This is a genomic window from Pseudomonas sp. W2Oct36, assembly GCF_041060465.1.
GTDB lineage: Bacteria > Pseudomonadota > Gammaproteobacteria > Pseudomonadales > Pseudomonadaceae > Aquipseudomonas > Aquipseudomonas graminis_B.
Window position 1 is genome coordinate 1 of record NZ_JAUERW010000039.1, and the last position, 15,529, is coordinate 15,529.

General features: G+C 62.8%; 14 protein-coding genes and 1 pseudogene. 6 read left to right on the forward strand and 9 right to left on the reverse strand.

Going from position 1 to position 15,529, the window contains the following annotated elements:
* Positions 1–331: 331 nt before the first annotated feature.
* From QWI18_RS25505 to xopAW, 3 genes are all read left to right on the forward strand, one after another.
* Entirely contained in the window at positions 332–1,084 is a 753-nt protein-coding gene (locus QWI18_RS25505) for a response regulator (protein WP_192136169.1), read from the forward strand.
* Positions 1,081–2,160: an ATP-binding protein gene (locus QWI18_RS25510; RefSeq protein ID WP_369320168.1), complete on the forward strand. Its 1,080-nt coding sequence runs from the start codon at positions 1,081–1,083 to the stop codon at positions 2,158–2,160. The genes QWI18_RS25505 and QWI18_RS25510 overlap by 4 nt, the downstream gene beginning before the upstream one ends.
* Before the next feature lie 289 nt (positions 2,161–2,449).
* On the forward strand, positions 2,450–3,259 hold the full coding sequence (xopAW, locus tag QWI18_RS25515; RefSeq protein ID WP_369320169.1) for a XopAW family type III secretion system calcium-binding effector: 810 nt from the start codon (positions 2,450–2,452) through the stop codon (positions 3,257–3,259).
* A 56-nt stretch (positions 3,260–3,315) separates the two neighbouring features.
* On the opposite strand, the gene QWI18_RS25520 is transcribed toward xopAW, so the two are convergent.
* From QWI18_RS25520 to QWI18_RS25560, 9 genes and pseudogenes are all read right to left on the reverse strand, one after another.
* Positions 3,316–4,368 (reverse strand): AI-2E family transporter, encoded by a 1,053-nt coding sequence (locus QWI18_RS25520; RefSeq protein WP_369320170.1) that lies wholly within the window; start codon positions 4,366–4,368, stop codon positions 3,316–3,318.
* 122 nt (positions 4,369–4,490) lie between these two features.
* Positions 4,491–5,321, reverse strand: coding sequence for a DUF4892 domain-containing protein (locus QWI18_RS25525; protein WP_369320171.1), 831 nt, complete (start codon positions 5,319–5,321; stop codon positions 4,491–4,493).
* 138 nt (positions 5,322–5,459) lie between these two features.
* The gene (locus QWI18_RS25530) at positions 5,460–6,314 is read right to left on the reverse strand and encodes an alpha/beta fold hydrolase (protein WP_192136101.1); all 855 of its coding nucleotides are present in this window, start codon (positions 6,312–6,314) and stop codon (positions 5,460–5,462) included.
* Positions 6,311–7,156, reverse strand: a complete 846-nt coding sequence (locus QWI18_RS25535; RefSeq protein ID WP_369320172.1) for an alpha/beta fold hydrolase — start codon at positions 7,154–7,156, stop codon at positions 6,311–6,313. The genes QWI18_RS25530 and QWI18_RS25535 overlap by 4 nt, the downstream gene beginning before the upstream one ends.
* Before the next feature lie 448 nt (positions 7,157–7,604).
* Entirely contained in the window at positions 7,605–7,841 is a 237-nt protein-coding gene (locus QWI18_RS25540; RefSeq protein WP_369320173.1) for a hypothetical protein, read from the reverse strand.
* A 655-nt stretch (positions 7,842–8,496) separates the two neighbouring features.
* The gene (locus QWI18_RS25545; RefSeq protein ID WP_192136105.1) at positions 8,497–8,940 is read right to left on the reverse strand and encodes a hotdog fold thioesterase; all 444 of its coding nucleotides are present in this window, start codon (positions 8,938–8,940) and stop codon (positions 8,497–8,499) included.
* A gap of 80 nt (positions 8,941–9,020) precedes the next feature.
* Positions 9,021–9,479, reverse strand: coding sequence for a phosphohistidine phosphatase SixA (sixA, locus tag QWI18_RS25550; protein WP_065986306.1), 459 nt, complete (start codon positions 9,477–9,479; stop codon positions 9,021–9,023).
* A 230-nt stretch (positions 9,480–9,709) separates the two neighbouring features.
* Positions 9,710–10,009, reverse strand: a pseudogene (locus tag QWI18_RS25555) (DUF4389 domain-containing protein); the annotation flags it as partial.
* Between the two features lie 19 nt (positions 10,010–10,028).
* Entirely contained in the window at positions 10,029–11,054 is a 1,026-nt protein-coding gene (locus QWI18_RS25560) for an NAD(P)H-dependent glycerol-3-phosphate dehydrogenase (RefSeq protein WP_369320174.1), read from the reverse strand.
* 313 nt (positions 11,055–11,367) lie between these two features.
* Between QWI18_RS25560 and QWI18_RS25565 the strand changes: the two genes are divergently transcribed.
* From QWI18_RS25565 to fabB, 3 genes are all read left to right on the forward strand, one after another.
* Positions 11,368–13,305 (forward strand): response regulator, encoded by a 1,938-nt coding sequence (locus QWI18_RS25565; RefSeq protein ID WP_369320175.1) that lies wholly within the window; start codon positions 11,368–11,370, stop codon positions 13,303–13,305.
* Between the two features lie 210 nt (positions 13,306–13,515).
* Positions 13,516–14,031 (forward strand): 3-hydroxyacyl-[acyl-carrier-protein] dehydratase FabA, encoded by a 516-nt coding sequence (gene fabA / locus QWI18_RS25570; protein ID WP_065986303.1) that lies wholly within the window; start codon positions 13,516–13,518, stop codon positions 14,029–14,031.
* A 10-nt stretch (positions 14,032–14,041) separates the two neighbouring features.
* The gene (gene fabB, locus QWI18_RS25575) at positions 14,042–15,262 is read left to right on the forward strand and encodes a beta-ketoacyl-ACP synthase I (RefSeq protein ID WP_065986302.1); all 1,221 of its coding nucleotides are present in this window, start codon (positions 14,042–14,044) and stop codon (positions 15,260–15,262) included.
* Positions 15,263–15,529 lie beyond the last annotated feature (267 nt).

Sequence of the window (15,529 nt, forward strand, 5' to 3'; positions counted from 1 at the left end):
CGTCAGGGCATGGATGCCCGTTCGGCGCGGGCCCACGGAGCAAGACCGGAGTGAAGGAACCCCGAGGAACGAGGGGCCCAACCAGGAGCAAGCACCCTTGGTTACTTGGGGTGCTTTTCCAAGTAACTCGCCGAAGGCGAAACCCGAGGCCGTTAGGCCGACGCTTCTGATCGTTCTGAGCCACACCGCCGATGTACCGGTCTTGATACATTCAAGACAATCCACCGACACCTGCCCCCCTCACCCTTCCGCCCCGCTCGCCAGCGAAGTAGCATGGCAGCGTCGACTCCTACCCGCGGCCCAATCGGCGGCACCACACGGCGGCAGCACCATGCAGACAACACCCGACAGCCCCACCGCCACCGCGCCGAGCGAAGAGCGCCGCTGGAACACCCGCGCCCTCATCGTCGACGACGACATCCCCATCCGCGAACTGCTCTGCGACTACCTCGCCCGCTTCAACATCCACAGCACCGGCGTCACCGACGGCAACGCCATGCGCCTGGCCCTCACCGAAGACACCTACGACGTCGTCGTCCTCGACCTCATGCTCCCCGGCGAAGACGGCCTCTCCCTCTGCCGCTGGCTGCGCAGCACCTCCGACATCCCCATCCTCATGCTCACCGCCCGCTGCGAACCCACCGACCGCATCATCGGCCTGGAACTGGGCGCCGACGACTACATGGCCAAACCCTTCGAGCCACGCGAACTCGTCGCCCGCATCCAGACCATCCTGCGCCGCGTGCGCGACGACCGCACCGAAGAACGCACCACCCTGCGCTTCGACAACTGGCGCCTGAACAGCGTCCTGCGCCAACTGACCGCGCCGGACGGCCTCGTCGTGCCCTTGTCCAACGCCGAATTCCGCCTGCTGAGAGTCTTCCTCGAACGGCCGCGCCGCGTGCTCAACCGCGAACAACTGCTCGATGCAGCCCGCGGCCGCTCCATCGAAGCGTTTGATCGCAGCATCGACCTGCTCGTCTCGCGCCTGCGCCAGAAGCTCGGCGATGACCCGAAATCGCCGCAACTGATCAAAACCGTGCGCGGCGAAGGCTACATGTTCGACGCCCGGGAGATTGGTTGATCCGCTCGGCCGACACCCTGTTTGCCCGGCTGTTTGGCGGGGCGCTGCTGGCGATCGTCCTCGCCCACCTGCTGGCGTTCGTCTGGTTTCACTACTACGGGCCGCGCATGCCGCCTCCGCCCAACTGCGACCGGCCCATGGCCAGCCAGATGCAGCCGCCACCCGAACGCAACGCTGCAACCGACGAGGATGACCGGCGCCCTTATCCTCCGCGTTGTCGCCCGCCACTGCTCGGCATCCCGCTGGTGCCCTTGTTGTTCCAGCTGATCAGCCTGGTGCTCGCCGCCTGGTTCGGCGCCAAGGCCCTGAGCCGGCCGATCCGCCGATTGAGCGAAGCCGCCGAGCGCCTCAGCGAAAACCTCGACAGCCCGCCGCTGGCCGCCAATGGCCCGCGCGAGGCACGTCAGGCGGCGCAGGCGTTCAACCTGATGCAGGAACGCATTCGCGAACAGGTGCGACAGCGCGGGCGCATGCTCGCCGCCGTCTCCCATGACCTGCGCACGCCCCTCGCGCGCCTGAAACTGCGGGTCGAGCAGATCGACGAACCGCGGCTGCACGGGCAGATGAGCCAGGACCTCAACGACATGATCGGCATGCTCGACGCGACCCTGACCTACCTCAACGAACAGCGCACCAGCGAAGCGCTGCAGTATTTCGACGTGCAGGCGCTCATCGAATCCCTGGCGGAAAACGCCCAGGACAACGGCGACGACATCCAGGCGAGCGGCACCTGCCGGCCGCTGAGATCCCAGCCCATGGCCCTGCGTTCGTGCCTGAACAACCTCATCGACAACGCCCTGCGTTACGCCGGGCATGCGCGGGTGGAGATCGAAGACGCCAGCGATCGCCTGCGGGTCAGCGTCATTGATCACGGCCCCGGTATTCCCGAAGACCTGCGTGAAGTGGTGTTCGAGCCCTTCTATCGCGTCGAGAGTTCGCGCAATCGCAACTCGGGTGGTGTCGGCATCGGCATGACCATCGCCCGGGAAGCCGCACGCCGAATGGGCGGCGACCTGCGCCTCGAACAAACACGCGGCGGCGGTTTGACCGCCGTGCTGGATCTGCCGCGAACCTGACCCGACCTCGCCATAAGCGATGGGACCGGGTGCGTTCGGTGGTGCTGGCGATCGAACTTAGTGTAGGACCGGCTTTAGCCGGGAATTCGTCAGGCGTCACACCGCAAATATGACGGTGTTCGGACTGGCCTCTTCCCGACTGAAGCAGGTCCCACTGAGCGAAGCCTGGCGCAACCGCTGACGTACGCTCGCCGGTACAAACCCAACACACCCACGACACGCCTTGCCCGGACGCTGCATAAGCCGGAGCACCGCCCCGGCATTATCCATCTGATGGGGAGTCAGTCCGATGATCACAGGCGTCAGCGGCAGCAGCCGTTATTCCAGTTACACCAGTGCCAGCACGAACAGCACCACCAACACCGCCAGCACCGCCAACAGCAACAAGTTTGCCGACGATTTACTGAAGAAACTCGACGCCAACAGTGACGGCAGCGTCGACAAGGACGAGCTGAGCTCGGCGCTTTCGTCGGATTCCAATGACGGCATCACCGTCAGCCTGAGCAAGGCGTTCGGCGATCTCGACAGCAATGACGACGACAGCCTCGACGCCGACGAACTGGCCGCACTGACGCCACCGCCGCCTCCGCCGATGCAAATGGACGCCAGCTCCGCGGAGGACGACGCGCAGAACCTGCTGAGTGCGCTGGACAGCGACGGCGACGGGACGGTGAGCAGCGCTGAACTGACCACGGCGTTGAGCAGTTCAGACAGCAGCGCCGACAGCAATAAAGTGTTCGATGCCCTGGACACCAACAAGGACGGCACCGTCAGCCTCGACGAACTGACCGCCAGCCTGCAGACCCAACAACCGCCACCTCCGCAGTCTGCGCAAGACACCAGCGACCTGTTCAGCAGCCTGGACAGCGACAGTGACGGCAGCATCACTGCCGCCGAACTGACCAGCGCCTTGCAGGGCACGACGAATTCCGCCAGCGCCTCGTCCTCCAGCAGCCAGACCGCCTCGACGCAAACATCCACTTCGCACACCACCACCCAGCCCACTGAGGCACTGAACCGCATGATTGCGGCCCTCAGTGACCGCTACAACCTCAATGGCAGCGCCACGTCCGGCAAATACGTCAGCACCTCGGCCTGACGAAAAAAAACCGCCCCCGAGCTCAGCCCGGTGGCGGTTTTTTTGTGCGCTTCGATTTACTTGACCGGCTGCCGCGCGCGATTATCTGCGACCCAGTCCAGCAGCAAGCTGTAGGCCACCGCCAGCAGCGTCGGGCCGATGAACAGACCGATGAAGCCGAATGCCAGCAGCCCGCCAAACACACCCAGCAAGACAATCACCAACGGCAAATTCCCGCCGCGGCTGATCAGATACGGCTTGAGCACGTTATCGACGCCACTGACGATGAACGTGCCCCACAGGCCGAGAAAAATTGCCATGCCGTAATCGCCTCTCCAGGCCAGCCACGCCGTGGCCGGTATCCAGATCAACGGAGGGCCCATGGGCACAAGGCTCAGCAGGAAGGTCCCGATGCCCAGCACCAACGCACCCGGCACGCCGGCAATCAGGAAGCCGATCAAGGCCAGCACGGCCTGCGCCGCCGCCGTGCCAATAACGCCATTGACCACTCGCTGCACCGTGCCAGCCACCAGATCGAGGTAATACTGCGCCCGATCGCCGATCAGCCGCTCCAGCAGACTGAGCACGAACGCCGCCACGCGGGGCCCGTCGCGGTAGAAAAAGAACACGAAGACGATGCTCAGGGTCAGCTCAAGAATGCCGCCGCCGATTTGCGCACTGCGCGCCAGCAGCCAGTTGCCGACCTGACCCAGATAAGGCCGGACGCTGACCAGCAACGCCGCGCCCTGTTGGTCGATGGTGTTCCAGTAACCCACCAGCCGCTCGCCCACCAGCGGAACGCCCGCCAGCCAGGTAGGTGGATCGGGCAGCCCGTCCACTTGCACGTCCTTGACGAACGCCGTTGCGTCGCGCACGTGATCCGCCAGATTGAAGCCCAGCCAGACCAGCGGCGCGAGCACCAGCACCATCCAGCCCAGGGTCAGCATCGCCGCCGCGAGGGATTCCCGCCCCTTGAGCGCACGGGTCAGCAGACGCATCAGCGGCCAACTGGCGAACGCCAGCACCGCGCCCCAGAACAGCGCCGACCAGAACGGCGCCATTACCCACAGGCAGGCGCCCAGCAGCGCGAGCAGGAGAATCTGCACCAGAAGGCGATCGTTATTGAACATCGGTCATTCCGCAAAAGAGGGGTCGAATCCGCTGAGCATACCGGCGAACAGGGTGGCCTGGCACGCAGCCCGCCCTATGCCGACAGCCAAGTCAGTTTTTCAAGACAGGAATAGAGCCCGCCTCAGCGGATGAGTTCGAGGGTCAGGCCGGGTTCTTTCCGATCGCCCGCTTCCAGCCGTGCAGCCCGCACGCCTTTGCCCACCAGCGCCTGGCGCCATGCCTCACGCTGATCTCCGGACAGCGTCACGCGCAAGGTACTGTCCAGATTCAAACCCCGTGACAGCAAGGTGATCCAGGGCTCCTGCGGCTCTGCGGTCAGCATCGGCAGCTCCAGCTCGCCGGTGCTTTTCAGCTCGCGCAACAGGGTCGCGGACGTCGGCAGCAACTCCCCCAGCGGCGTGCCCGATTGAAATTGCTCGACGTGCAGGAACGCACGGCGGTTGCCACGGGTGATGCCGTACAACGCCACGAGGGTGTTGTCCGCCGGGACGGCCAGGCGCAGCAGCAAATAGGACTGGCCGTTGTCGGCGCCATACAGCTTGGCGTTGCCGAACACCTCGTTGGCCCACAGGCTGCTTTCGCCGCAATCCCGCGCCTGGCACCAGAACAGCAACTGCGCGCCCTGCTGCTGCAGCGCTTCACGGGCGGCGGTGAACGCTTCGTCGGCGCTGTGCTCGACCGGTAATTGGTAGGTGATGGCGGTAACGTTGCCGCGCCCGGCCACCTGCCCGTCGAAGCGCAGCTGGCCGCTGATCTTGCGGATCGAGCCCAGCGGGTAGATGCGTTCCAGCTCAACGGCAGGCCGATAATCGACGATTTCCGCGTCTTCCAGTCGCGGCAGATTGGGCAAGTCCTGACTGCCGGGAACGTCAGCCGCCTGGGTAACGGCGCTGAGCCCGGTGAGCAGCAACGTCAGAGCCAGCGCATGGGTGAACGTGATGGATGCGCTCATGGCAGGGCAATCGGCAGGCAAAACAAAGCCGCGACAACGCGCGGCGAGCATGAAAATAAAACGGTGAGGCGTGGGCAGTGGTCCATCTTGCAGTCTCCTGTTTCAACTGCCCCAGCCTCGGCAGTTGCAGGTCGCAAGTCAAGGAACGGCGAAGAAGCGATTGAAACAGTCTGCAACAGAGCGCGCACCCGCCTCATCGTTGAGGTGCAGATGGTGCCCGCCCGGTAAGGACGTCACCGTAAAAGGAACGCTGGCCAGCAGCTCCCGGTTCTGCGCCAGCATGCCCTCCTCGGCAACGATCAAATGCGCCGGGCAGCGCACCGCCGCGACGAAAGACAGCGCCTGCGCTCGCGTGAGACGAATCGCCGAGGGCAATGTCAGCCGGCTGTCGCTGCGCCAGGTGTAACCACCTGGCACCGGCATCAAGCCACGCTGGGCCAACAGCTCGGCGGCCTCGCGACTGACCGCGACCATGCCTTTCATCCGCGCCTCTACTGCCCGGTCCATGTCCGAATAGACCGGCTTGCGCTTGCTCTGCTGGGTCAATTGCGCCTTCAGCGCCGCACCCATTCGTTCGACGACAGACTCCGGCTCGCCCACTGGCGGCACCAGGCCGTCGATCAAGGCCAGACGACTCACCCGCTCGGGGACAGCCGCCGCGACGATCACCGAAATGATCGCCCCCAACGAATGACCCAGCAGGGAAAACCGCTCCCAGCCCATCTGCCCCGCCACCTGCAACACATCGTGGGCATAGTCCGGCAAACCATAGGCCGAACCTGGCGGACGGTGGTCGGAGTGACCATGCCCGGCCATGTCCAGCGCCAGAATCCGCAGCCCTTCAAGCCTGGGCGCCAGGCGCGCGAAGCTGTTGGCGTTGTCCAGCCAGCCATGCAACGCAATTACCGGAATGCCGTCCTGGGGACCAAACAGATGAGCCGCCAGTTCAATATGGGGCAGGCTCAGGCGGATTTCTTCTACCGAGCAGGTCATGCGCGTGCTCGTTCAAGCGCGGCGTCTGCGTCTGGCATTGCAGTTGCGCCGTCAGCGCCGGCCGTCCAGCGGGAAAACAGCGTTTTGAGCATGTGGGCGGTGTCCTCGGGATGTTCGAGCGGGAACATATGCCCGCCGGGCACGGAAAGATACACGCCCTCGCGCATGCTTTTGACTGACAGCGCATGGTGGCGACGCACCACATCGCTGCTCTCACCGCGCACCATCGCCAACGGCACCCGCAACTGACGGGCAAGGCCGGGGCTGGTGTGGGGCACGCTACGGTAGATGCTGATTTCGGTGGCGGGATCGAAACGCAGGCGCAACCCGTCGCCATCGGCCTGCAACCCGTGGCGCAGATACGCCTCGAAGCACTCGGGATCGAAACGCCGGAACAGCGACTTGCCGGCAAAGTATTCCCGGGCCGTCTCAACGCTGCTGAACACCTCCCGGCGCCCCAAGGTCCGGCCTGCGGGCGTGATGCGATCAATGAAGCCAAAGCGCTTGGCCGCGCGAATCATCCACTGATCGAACCGCGTCAGCACTGGCGAATCAAGCATGACAACGCCCCGGTACAACTCAGGATGACGCAACGCCGCGTGATAATGCAGCACACCGCCGAGAGAATGGCCCACACCCCACACCGGTTCAGGCTGCTCGCGCACATGATGGATCAACTCATCCACCAGCTCCGGCCAGTTGTCCGTCACCGGAAATTGCGGGTTGTGGGCATGCTGCTCCAGATGCCGAATCTCGAACTCAGGCCCGAGCGCCGCGAACAACTTGCCGTACGTGCCCGACGGGAAGCCATTGGCGTGAGCGAAAAACAGAAGTTGAGCCATGCCGACGCACCCAGAGCAACCAGAACAAGCCGCGATTGTGCGCACCGCCCGACAGGGGCGGCAATGACCGGAACTGCCATCGATGAGGCCACTCCGGTCATGGGCGTGTTTATAGGGTGCGTTTGAACGATAAAGTGGGACCGGCTTTAGCCGGGAAGGCGTAAGGCGTGGCATTCCCACGCGGAGCGTGGGAACGATCAGGTGTCAGAGCTCAGGAATACCGGCGTCTGGACTGGCTTCTTCCCGGCTAAAGCCGGTCCCACGAAAAGCAGAGCGTGCATCACGCCGGAGTAGCACTCATCCCGACCGTAGGACCGGCTTCAGCCGGGAAGCCCTTGATCTGCTTTTGATCTTCCTACGCAAAACGCCCATACACCACCAATCGCGACTTGGGTGCACGCTGAACGGAGGTCTCGCGCAGTGGCGCCGAGCCGCAGGTCCAACCGGCTCAGAGCATCTGTGTGAAACGGTCCAGACACGCCTGAATATAGGCGACCTGGAAGGCGTACGCCTCCTGAATGTTTGCCTTTGCCTCCTCGGGCAAGTGCCTCTTTTTAAAACTCAAAATCCCCACCTGCATCTGCTGCACGGCGTCATCTGCGGCTTTCTGAAAAGTGCCCAGACCATCACTTTCCGGATACAGCTCCTTCAACGCGTCCAGCCTGCGATCAGCCTCATCACGCAATTGCTGAAACTCGACATTGTTGAGCGACTGGTCGTCGTAGATACGCGCCAGCCATCGGCTCAGTGCAGTTTCGCCCGCACTCGCCTTGGTCTTCTCGGGTGTCGAGAGTTCGGCGGCGAGTTTTGCAATCTCGGTACACCGGGGACAGATTGATTTACGGTGAAGCGCTGTAAATAAATCAGTCCCCTTGAAGCTTGGAACGATCAGATGTTAGAGCTCAGGAAATACCGGCGCCTGGACTGGCCTCTTCCCGGCTAAAGCCGGTCCCACTAACAGCGGCGCGTGCACCCCGCGGGAGTGGCTACGACTCCGATTGTAGGACCGGCTTCAGCCGGGAAGCCCTTGATCTGCTTTTGATCTTCATACGCAAAAAGCCAGGACACCACGAAACGCGACTTGGGTGCAGGCTGAACGCAGGTCTCGCGCAGTGGGCCGAGCCGCAGGGATGCGGCGTGAGCGCCGTTGCGGACATGGATGTCCGTTCGGCGCGGGCCCACGGAGCGAGACCGGAGTGAAGGAACCCCGACGCAGGAGGGGCCAAACCAGGAGCAAGCACCCTTGGTTACTTGGGGTGCCTTTCCAAGTAACTCGCCGAAGGCGAAACCCGAGGCCGTTAGGCCGACGCTCTTGATCTTGGCGTCAAACGCCTCAACCATCACCGCCCGGGAGGCTGCTCACCATGGGGCACTACCGCCACGGTCAACCGGGAAATGCAACAGGCCTTGCCATCCTCCGTCGTCAAACGAATATCCCAGACATGGGTCGTGCGCCCGATATGCACCGGGTGCGCCACCGCCGTCACCCGCCCACTGCGGACCCCGCGCAAGTGGTTCGCGTTGACCTCAATCCCTACACAAAAAAACCGATCCGTATCAATCACCAGATAACTGGCCGTAGAACCCACCGTCTCCGCCAGCACCACCGAGGCGCCGCCGTGCAACAAACCGTAAGGCTGATGAGTGCGCTCATCCACCGCCATGCTCGCCGTCAGAGACAGATCGTCGACCGCCTCAAACCGAATATCCAGCACCTCACCGATGGTGTTCTTCTGCTTCGTATTAAGCGCGTCAAGATCCGGAGGGCTACGCCATACACTCATGGTTCTTCCTTGTTATTGGAGGGTTTGCACCACTTCTCTCATTCAACACCGGGAGCGCTGACAACCGCTCACCGCTGCCATCATTCAGCGTGCCGAACATCCACCAGTTCCATCGCGCCAGCAAGCGGCAAATCCGCCTCAAGCTGAGCAAGACTGGCGGTGTGCATCGGTTGCGCCTGCTGCAACGAGCCATGTACCGCCAGCCCGATCAACGTGCCCACCAACGGTTGATGACTGACCAGCAAGACATTCTCCGCACTGTACGCACTCAGTTGCTCGAGCACCTTGTGCGGATTGCAGTCGGGCGTCAGCCACGGCACGGTCACGATGGCCTCCGTGAACCCAAGCGCTTGACGGACCAACTCGGCGGTCTGTTGCGCACGCACATACGGGCTCGCGATGATCCGCTGCACGGGCTGCCCCATCAGGTGAGCGGCACTGCGCAAAACCTCTTCGCGACCATTGGCGGTCAGCTCCCGCTCGGCGTCCGTAGGGGCCTGAGGTTTCGCCTCGCCATGGCGCAGAATCCAGACCTTCACAGTTTTGGCCCTTCGCCCGGCGTGGACGGCGGCGTAACCGGTGCGGATGGCGATGTGTCGGCAGCCGCGGGCGAGGTGTCGGGAACCACCGGCGGGGTTTCGGAGCCAGGTTGCGGCGTGTCGGAAACCGGTGGCGTCGCAGCAGGAACCGGCTGCGGCGTCACGGGTGCCGGAGACGGCGTGGCTGCAGCGGGTTGCGGAGCAGAAGGCGCCGGTTGCGGCTTGACCGTGACAACGTGTGGCGCCTCGCCTTCAGGCGCACGCGGCGTTGGCCAATCGGCGAACGGCCACGGCTTCTGATCGGTGTGGAAGGTGCCGAAGCGGCCTATCTGCGCCAGGTACTGGCTCAGACTGTCGCCAAATGACATCACGCTGAGGCTCGGGGCGCCGTTGAAAAGCCGGTAAACCAGCTGCACCAGGACGGCCACCGCCAGAACCACTTCCGCCACCTGCCAGACCAGCACAAACAGCACCATCCACAGGATGCGCAGCAGGATCGATTCGTGTTGCTTGAGTTTTGATTCGTTCAAGAGCTTCTCCGTGTGGGGATCAGTTGAAACCACTGGTTGAAATGAAATCGACGTCGGTCTTGGGCTCGGCGCGCATCAGCAGCTCGATGACCTGCTCCAGCGTGCGGCCCTCGAACAGAATGGCGTGCAGCCCGGCCACCAGCGGCATGTAAACCTGCAACTCCTGCGCTTTGGTCTTCAGCACCTTGAGCGTGTTGACGCCCTCGGCGACTTCACCCAGCCGGGTCACCGCTTCGTCGAGGCTCAGGCCCTGCCCCAGGGCAAAACCGACCTGGTAATTGCGGCTCTTCGGCGAGGAGCAGGTGACGATCAGATCGCCGACCCCGGCAAGGCCCAGGAAAGTCATGGGATTGGCGCCCTGACTGACCGCAAAACGGGTCATTTCCGCCAGCGCGCGAGTGATCAGCATGCTTTTGGTGTTCTCGCCCATGTTCAGCGCCACCGCCATACCGGCGATGATGGCGTAGACGTTTTTGAGCGCGCCGCCCAGCTCCACGCCAAAACGGTCGGCGCTGGCGTACACGCGGAACGTGCGGCCGTGCAGCGCAGCCTGAACCTGCTGACAGAGGTCCTCATCTTCGCTGGCGACCACCGTGGCGGTCAGGGCGTGCTCGGCGATTTCGCGGGCCAGGTTGGGGCCGGACAACACGCCGATTCGCGCAGCGGGCGCGATGTCCTCAAGGATCTCGCTCATGAGCTTGAAGGTGTCGGCCTCGATGCCCTTGGTCAGGCTGACCAGCATTTTCCCCGCGAGCAGGTCGACGTGCGGGGTCAGTACGCCACGCAGGGCACTGGACGGCAACGCGACGAAAACCAGTTGACTGTCTTGCAACGTGGCGTGCAGGTCAGTGACCGGCTCAACGCCTTCGAGCACCTTGATGCCATTGAGGTAGCGCGGGTTCTCGCGATTGACGCGAATCGCCTCGGCCTGCTCCGGATCGCGCATCCACTGCGTCACCCGATGACCATTGCCGGCCAACAGATTGGCCACTGCGGTCCCGAAGCTGCCGCCGCCAAGGACCGCCATTGGTTGCTGCTGGGTCATAAAACAATCCATTCAGGGCCATCACATCTGGCGATGCAGGCATTATACGGAGCCCCAGGCTCGCGGCCAGCGGCAAAAGGTGACCCCACGAACTTACAGGCCATCCCCCACTCTTGCCGAGGAAATTGCCCACAGCTCGGTTAAGATGCGTCCCTGAGATGAAAATTCCTCAATGGCGCCGATGAGCTATCGTCAGGGTGCTCCCGAAGAGATCCGTCACATGACACCAAGCGTCCACCGCCCGTCCCCCGTCAGGCTTCGCCATGCCTGAACATCGGCAAACCCTCCGGGCGCAGACCGCCGGAACCCCCTCGTGACGGCTCAACGCGGCTGGAACATCAGCACCCGGACGCAGATCCTCAGCCTGGGCCCGGCGTTATTACTGACCTTGTTGCTGATCAGCTTCTTCACCGTGGTGCGGATTCAGGACCTGCGACAGGAGCTCAATCACACCGGGCAACTCATCGCCAACCAGCTGGCCCCCGCCTCGGAGTACGGCGTCATCGTCGGCAATAACGCGGTGCTCGAAAACCTCATGAACGCCACGATGAACACGCCCCACGTGCGTTTTCTCGAAGTGCGCGACAGTGCCGGAAAGGTACTCGTTCATGTCGAACCCGCCGCGGAACAGGGGCATTCGCGGCAGATGGAAGTGTTCCAGGCGCCCATCCGCCTGCAGCCAGCCCGATCTGCACAGCCGATCGAGGATGCCAATAAGGCCGTTTCCGATAACGCCATCAGCGTGCCGGTCGAAGGCTATCTGGGACGGGTGCTGGTGGGCATGTCCAGTGATGCCTTTAATCAGCGCGAGCAGGAGATACTGCTGAAAGCGGGTGTGCTGGCGATGTTCGCCCTTCTGTTTACTTACATGCTGGCCAGACGTCTGTCGCTAAGCCTGTCCCAGCCGATCAGCGCCATGAGCGCGGCGGTGAAGGCCATCCAGCGTGGCGATTACTCGGCGCCGCTGCCCGTTGCAGATGATGCCGAGCTGGGCGATCTGGCGCGGCACATCAACAATCTGGCTTTGGGCCTGGAGAAGGCCAGCCGCGAGCAGAAGCAAGCGATGGACGAGCTCATCCGCACCCGCGAAGAAGCCGAACGCGCCAATAATGCCAAGTCCGAATTCCTGGCCATGATGAGCCACGAGCTGCGCACGCCCATGAATGGCGTGCTGGGTATGCTGCAGTTGATGGAAACCACGAAGATGACCGATGAGCAGGCCGAATACGCCGCGCTGGCCATGGAATCCACCGAACACCTGCTGCGCGTTATCAACGACATTCTGGATTTCTCCCGCTTCGAACGCGATGCGCTGGAGCTGGAAAGCATTCCATTCAACCTCGCCGACCTGATCAGCACCTCGGTTCAGGCGTTTGCCCACAACGCGCAGCAGCGCGGTCTGGCACTGGAACTGGAGTTACCGCCTTCGATGGAGGCGTTGCAGGTGACCGGCGACCCTACGCGCATCCGGCAGATCCTGGTCAACCTGATCGGCAATGCGCTGAAATTCACCGAATGTGGCAGCGTGCGCGTCGAGGCAGGCTTCACCCTCGCCGACCCGCACCACGTTCGGTTTACCTGCGCGGTACGCGACAGCGGCATCGGGATTTCTCCCGACCTGCTGGAATCGATGTTCGACGCGTTTCAGCAAGCGGACAACTCCATCTCCCGACGCTACGGCGGCACTGGCCTGGGCCTGCCCATTGCGCGCAATCTGGCCGAACGCATGGGCGGGTCGCTGCAGGCGCAGAGCAGCGAGGGACTGGGCTCGGTGTTCCAGCTGCAAATCCCGCTGCAGCGGGTTCAACAGCCGGTGATCGAACCCGCATCAGGCGCCGTGGCTGAATTGCCCCAGAGCCGCGATGCCTGCGTGTTGCTGGTCGAGGACAACCCGGTGAACCGCACGGTGGTCGAGGCAATGCTGCGCAGCCTGGGTTTGCAGGTGAGCGTGGCGGCGGATGGCCTTGAAGCGGTGAACATAGCCAGTCGGGAGCGCTTCGCGCTGATCCTGATGGATTGCCGGCTGCCGGTCATGGATGGCTACGAGGCGACGCGCCGAATCCGACTGCTGCCGGGGCTGACGACGCTGCCCATCATTGCCCTGACCGCCAACGCTCAGCACGGCGACCGGGACATTTGTCTGCAAGCCGGAATGAACGATTACCTGGCCAAGCCGTTCAAACGTACTGATTTACAGCAGGTTTTGCAGCGTTGGCTGACCATTAAGCCACCTGCGACTGGCGGTAAATGATAAATTCCGGCAGTCTTGTGTGCCGATTCGACCCACGCCAACGCGCGGACGAAAAATTTCAGTGCACAGGTGTACATTCATTTCACCCGTGCTGTGACTTTCACTACAACGCAATAGTCTATGAGTAGGCTGCCAGCAGAGGGATGACCCGCTGGCCAGATTGGGTACGTAACGCCACACCCTGCCGCACAGGATTATCGAGGAGCTCGCATGACCAAACAAAACGCCTTTACCCGGGAAGACCTGCTGCGCTGCAGTCGCGGCGAGCTGTTCGGCCCAGGTAACGCGCAATTGCCCGCCCCCAACATGCTGATGGTTGATCGCATCACCCACATCAGTGAAGAAGGCGGCAAGTTCGGCAAAGGTGAATTGGTCGCCGAACTCGATATCACCCCGGACCTGTGGTTCTTCGCCTGTCACTTCGAAGGTGACCCGGTGATGCCAGGTTGCCTGGGCCTCGACGCCATGTGGCAACTGGTCGGCTTCTTCCTGGGCTGGCAAGGCCTGCCGGGCCGCGGTCGCGCACTGGGCTCGGGTGAAGTGAAATTCTTCGGCCAGGTCCTGCCGACTGCCAAGAAGGTCACCTACAACATTCACATCAAGCGCGTCCTCAAAGGCAAGCTGAACCTGGCGATCGCCGACGGTTCGGTCAGCGTGGACGGCCGTGAAATCTATACCGCTGAAGGCCTGCGTGTCGGCGTCTTCACTTCCACTGAAAATTTCTAAGGGTATTCGCATGCGCCGCGTCGTTATCACTGGTCTGGGCATTGTTTCCTGCTTGGGCAATGACAAAGACACCGTCTCCGCCAACCTGCGTGCAACTCGCCCTGGCATCCGTTTCAATCCGGAATACGCCGAAATGGGTCTGCGCAGCCAGGTGTCGGGCTCCATCGACCTCAACCTTGAAGAGCTGATCGATCGCAAGATCTTCCGCTTTGTGGGCCACGCCGCTGCCTATGCCTACCTGGCGATGAAAGACGCTGTCACCGACTCCGGCCTGACCGAAGAGCAGGTGTCCAACCCGCGTACCGGTCTGATTGCCGGCTCGGGCGGCGCATCGACGCTGAACCAGATGGAAGCGCTGGATATCCTGCGCGAGAAAGGCGTCAAGCGCGTCGGCCCCTACCGCGTGACCCGCACCATGAGCAGCACGGTATCGGCGTGTCTGGCGACGCCATTCAAGATCAAGGGCCTGAACTACTCCATCGCGTCTGCCTGCGCCACCAGTGCTCACTGCATTGGCACCGCCATGGAACAGATTCAGATGGGCAAGCAGGACATCGTGTTTGCCGGCGGTGGCGAAGAGGAGCACTGGAGCCAGTCGTTCCTGTTCGACGCCATGGGCGCGCTGTCCAGCAAACGCAACGACACCCCGGAACAGGCTTCCCGTGCCTACGATGCTGACCGTGACGGTTTCGTCATTGCCGGCGGCGGCGGCATGGTCGTGGTCGAGGAGCTGGAACACGCTCTCGCCCGTGGCGCGAAGATCTACGCGGAGCTGGTTGGCTACGGCGCCACGTCCGACGGTTACGACATGGTCGCTCCGAGCGGCGAAGGCGCCATCCGCTGCATGCAGCAGGCGCTGTCCACGGTTGATGGCACCATCGACTACCTGAACACCCACGGCACTTCCACTCCGGTCGGCGACGTCAAGGAAATGGAAGGCGTGCGTGAAGTGTTCGGCGACAAGGCCCCGGCGATCAGCTCCACCAAGAGCCTGTCGGGTCACTCCCTGGGCGCCGCCGGCGTTCATGAAGCGATCTATTGCATGCTGATGATGGAAGGCAACTTCATGGCCGGTTCGGCCAACATCGACGAGCTGGACCCAGCCGTTGCCGACATGCCGATCCTGACCAAGACCCGCGAAAACACCGAGCTGAATCTGGTGATGAGCAACAGCTTCGGCTTTGGCGGCACCAACGCCACCCTGGTAATGAAGCGCTGGACTGGCAAGTAATCCAGTCAGTTGCAGACAAAAGGCGCCCCTCGGGGCGCCTTTTTTGTGGCCGGTTAAAATGCATTGGCTCGGACCTGATTTCGCAGGACCGGCTTTGGCCGGGAGCACATCGGGCGTCACGCCGCAGGATTGCTAGTGCCCAGACCGGCCCCTTCCCGGCTGAAGCCGGTCCTACGCAGACCGTGTGAAAACCAGCTACTCAGCAGCTAACCAAAAAAAATGCCCCGATCAACTCGGGGCATTTTCCATTTATACAGAGAAGAAAAA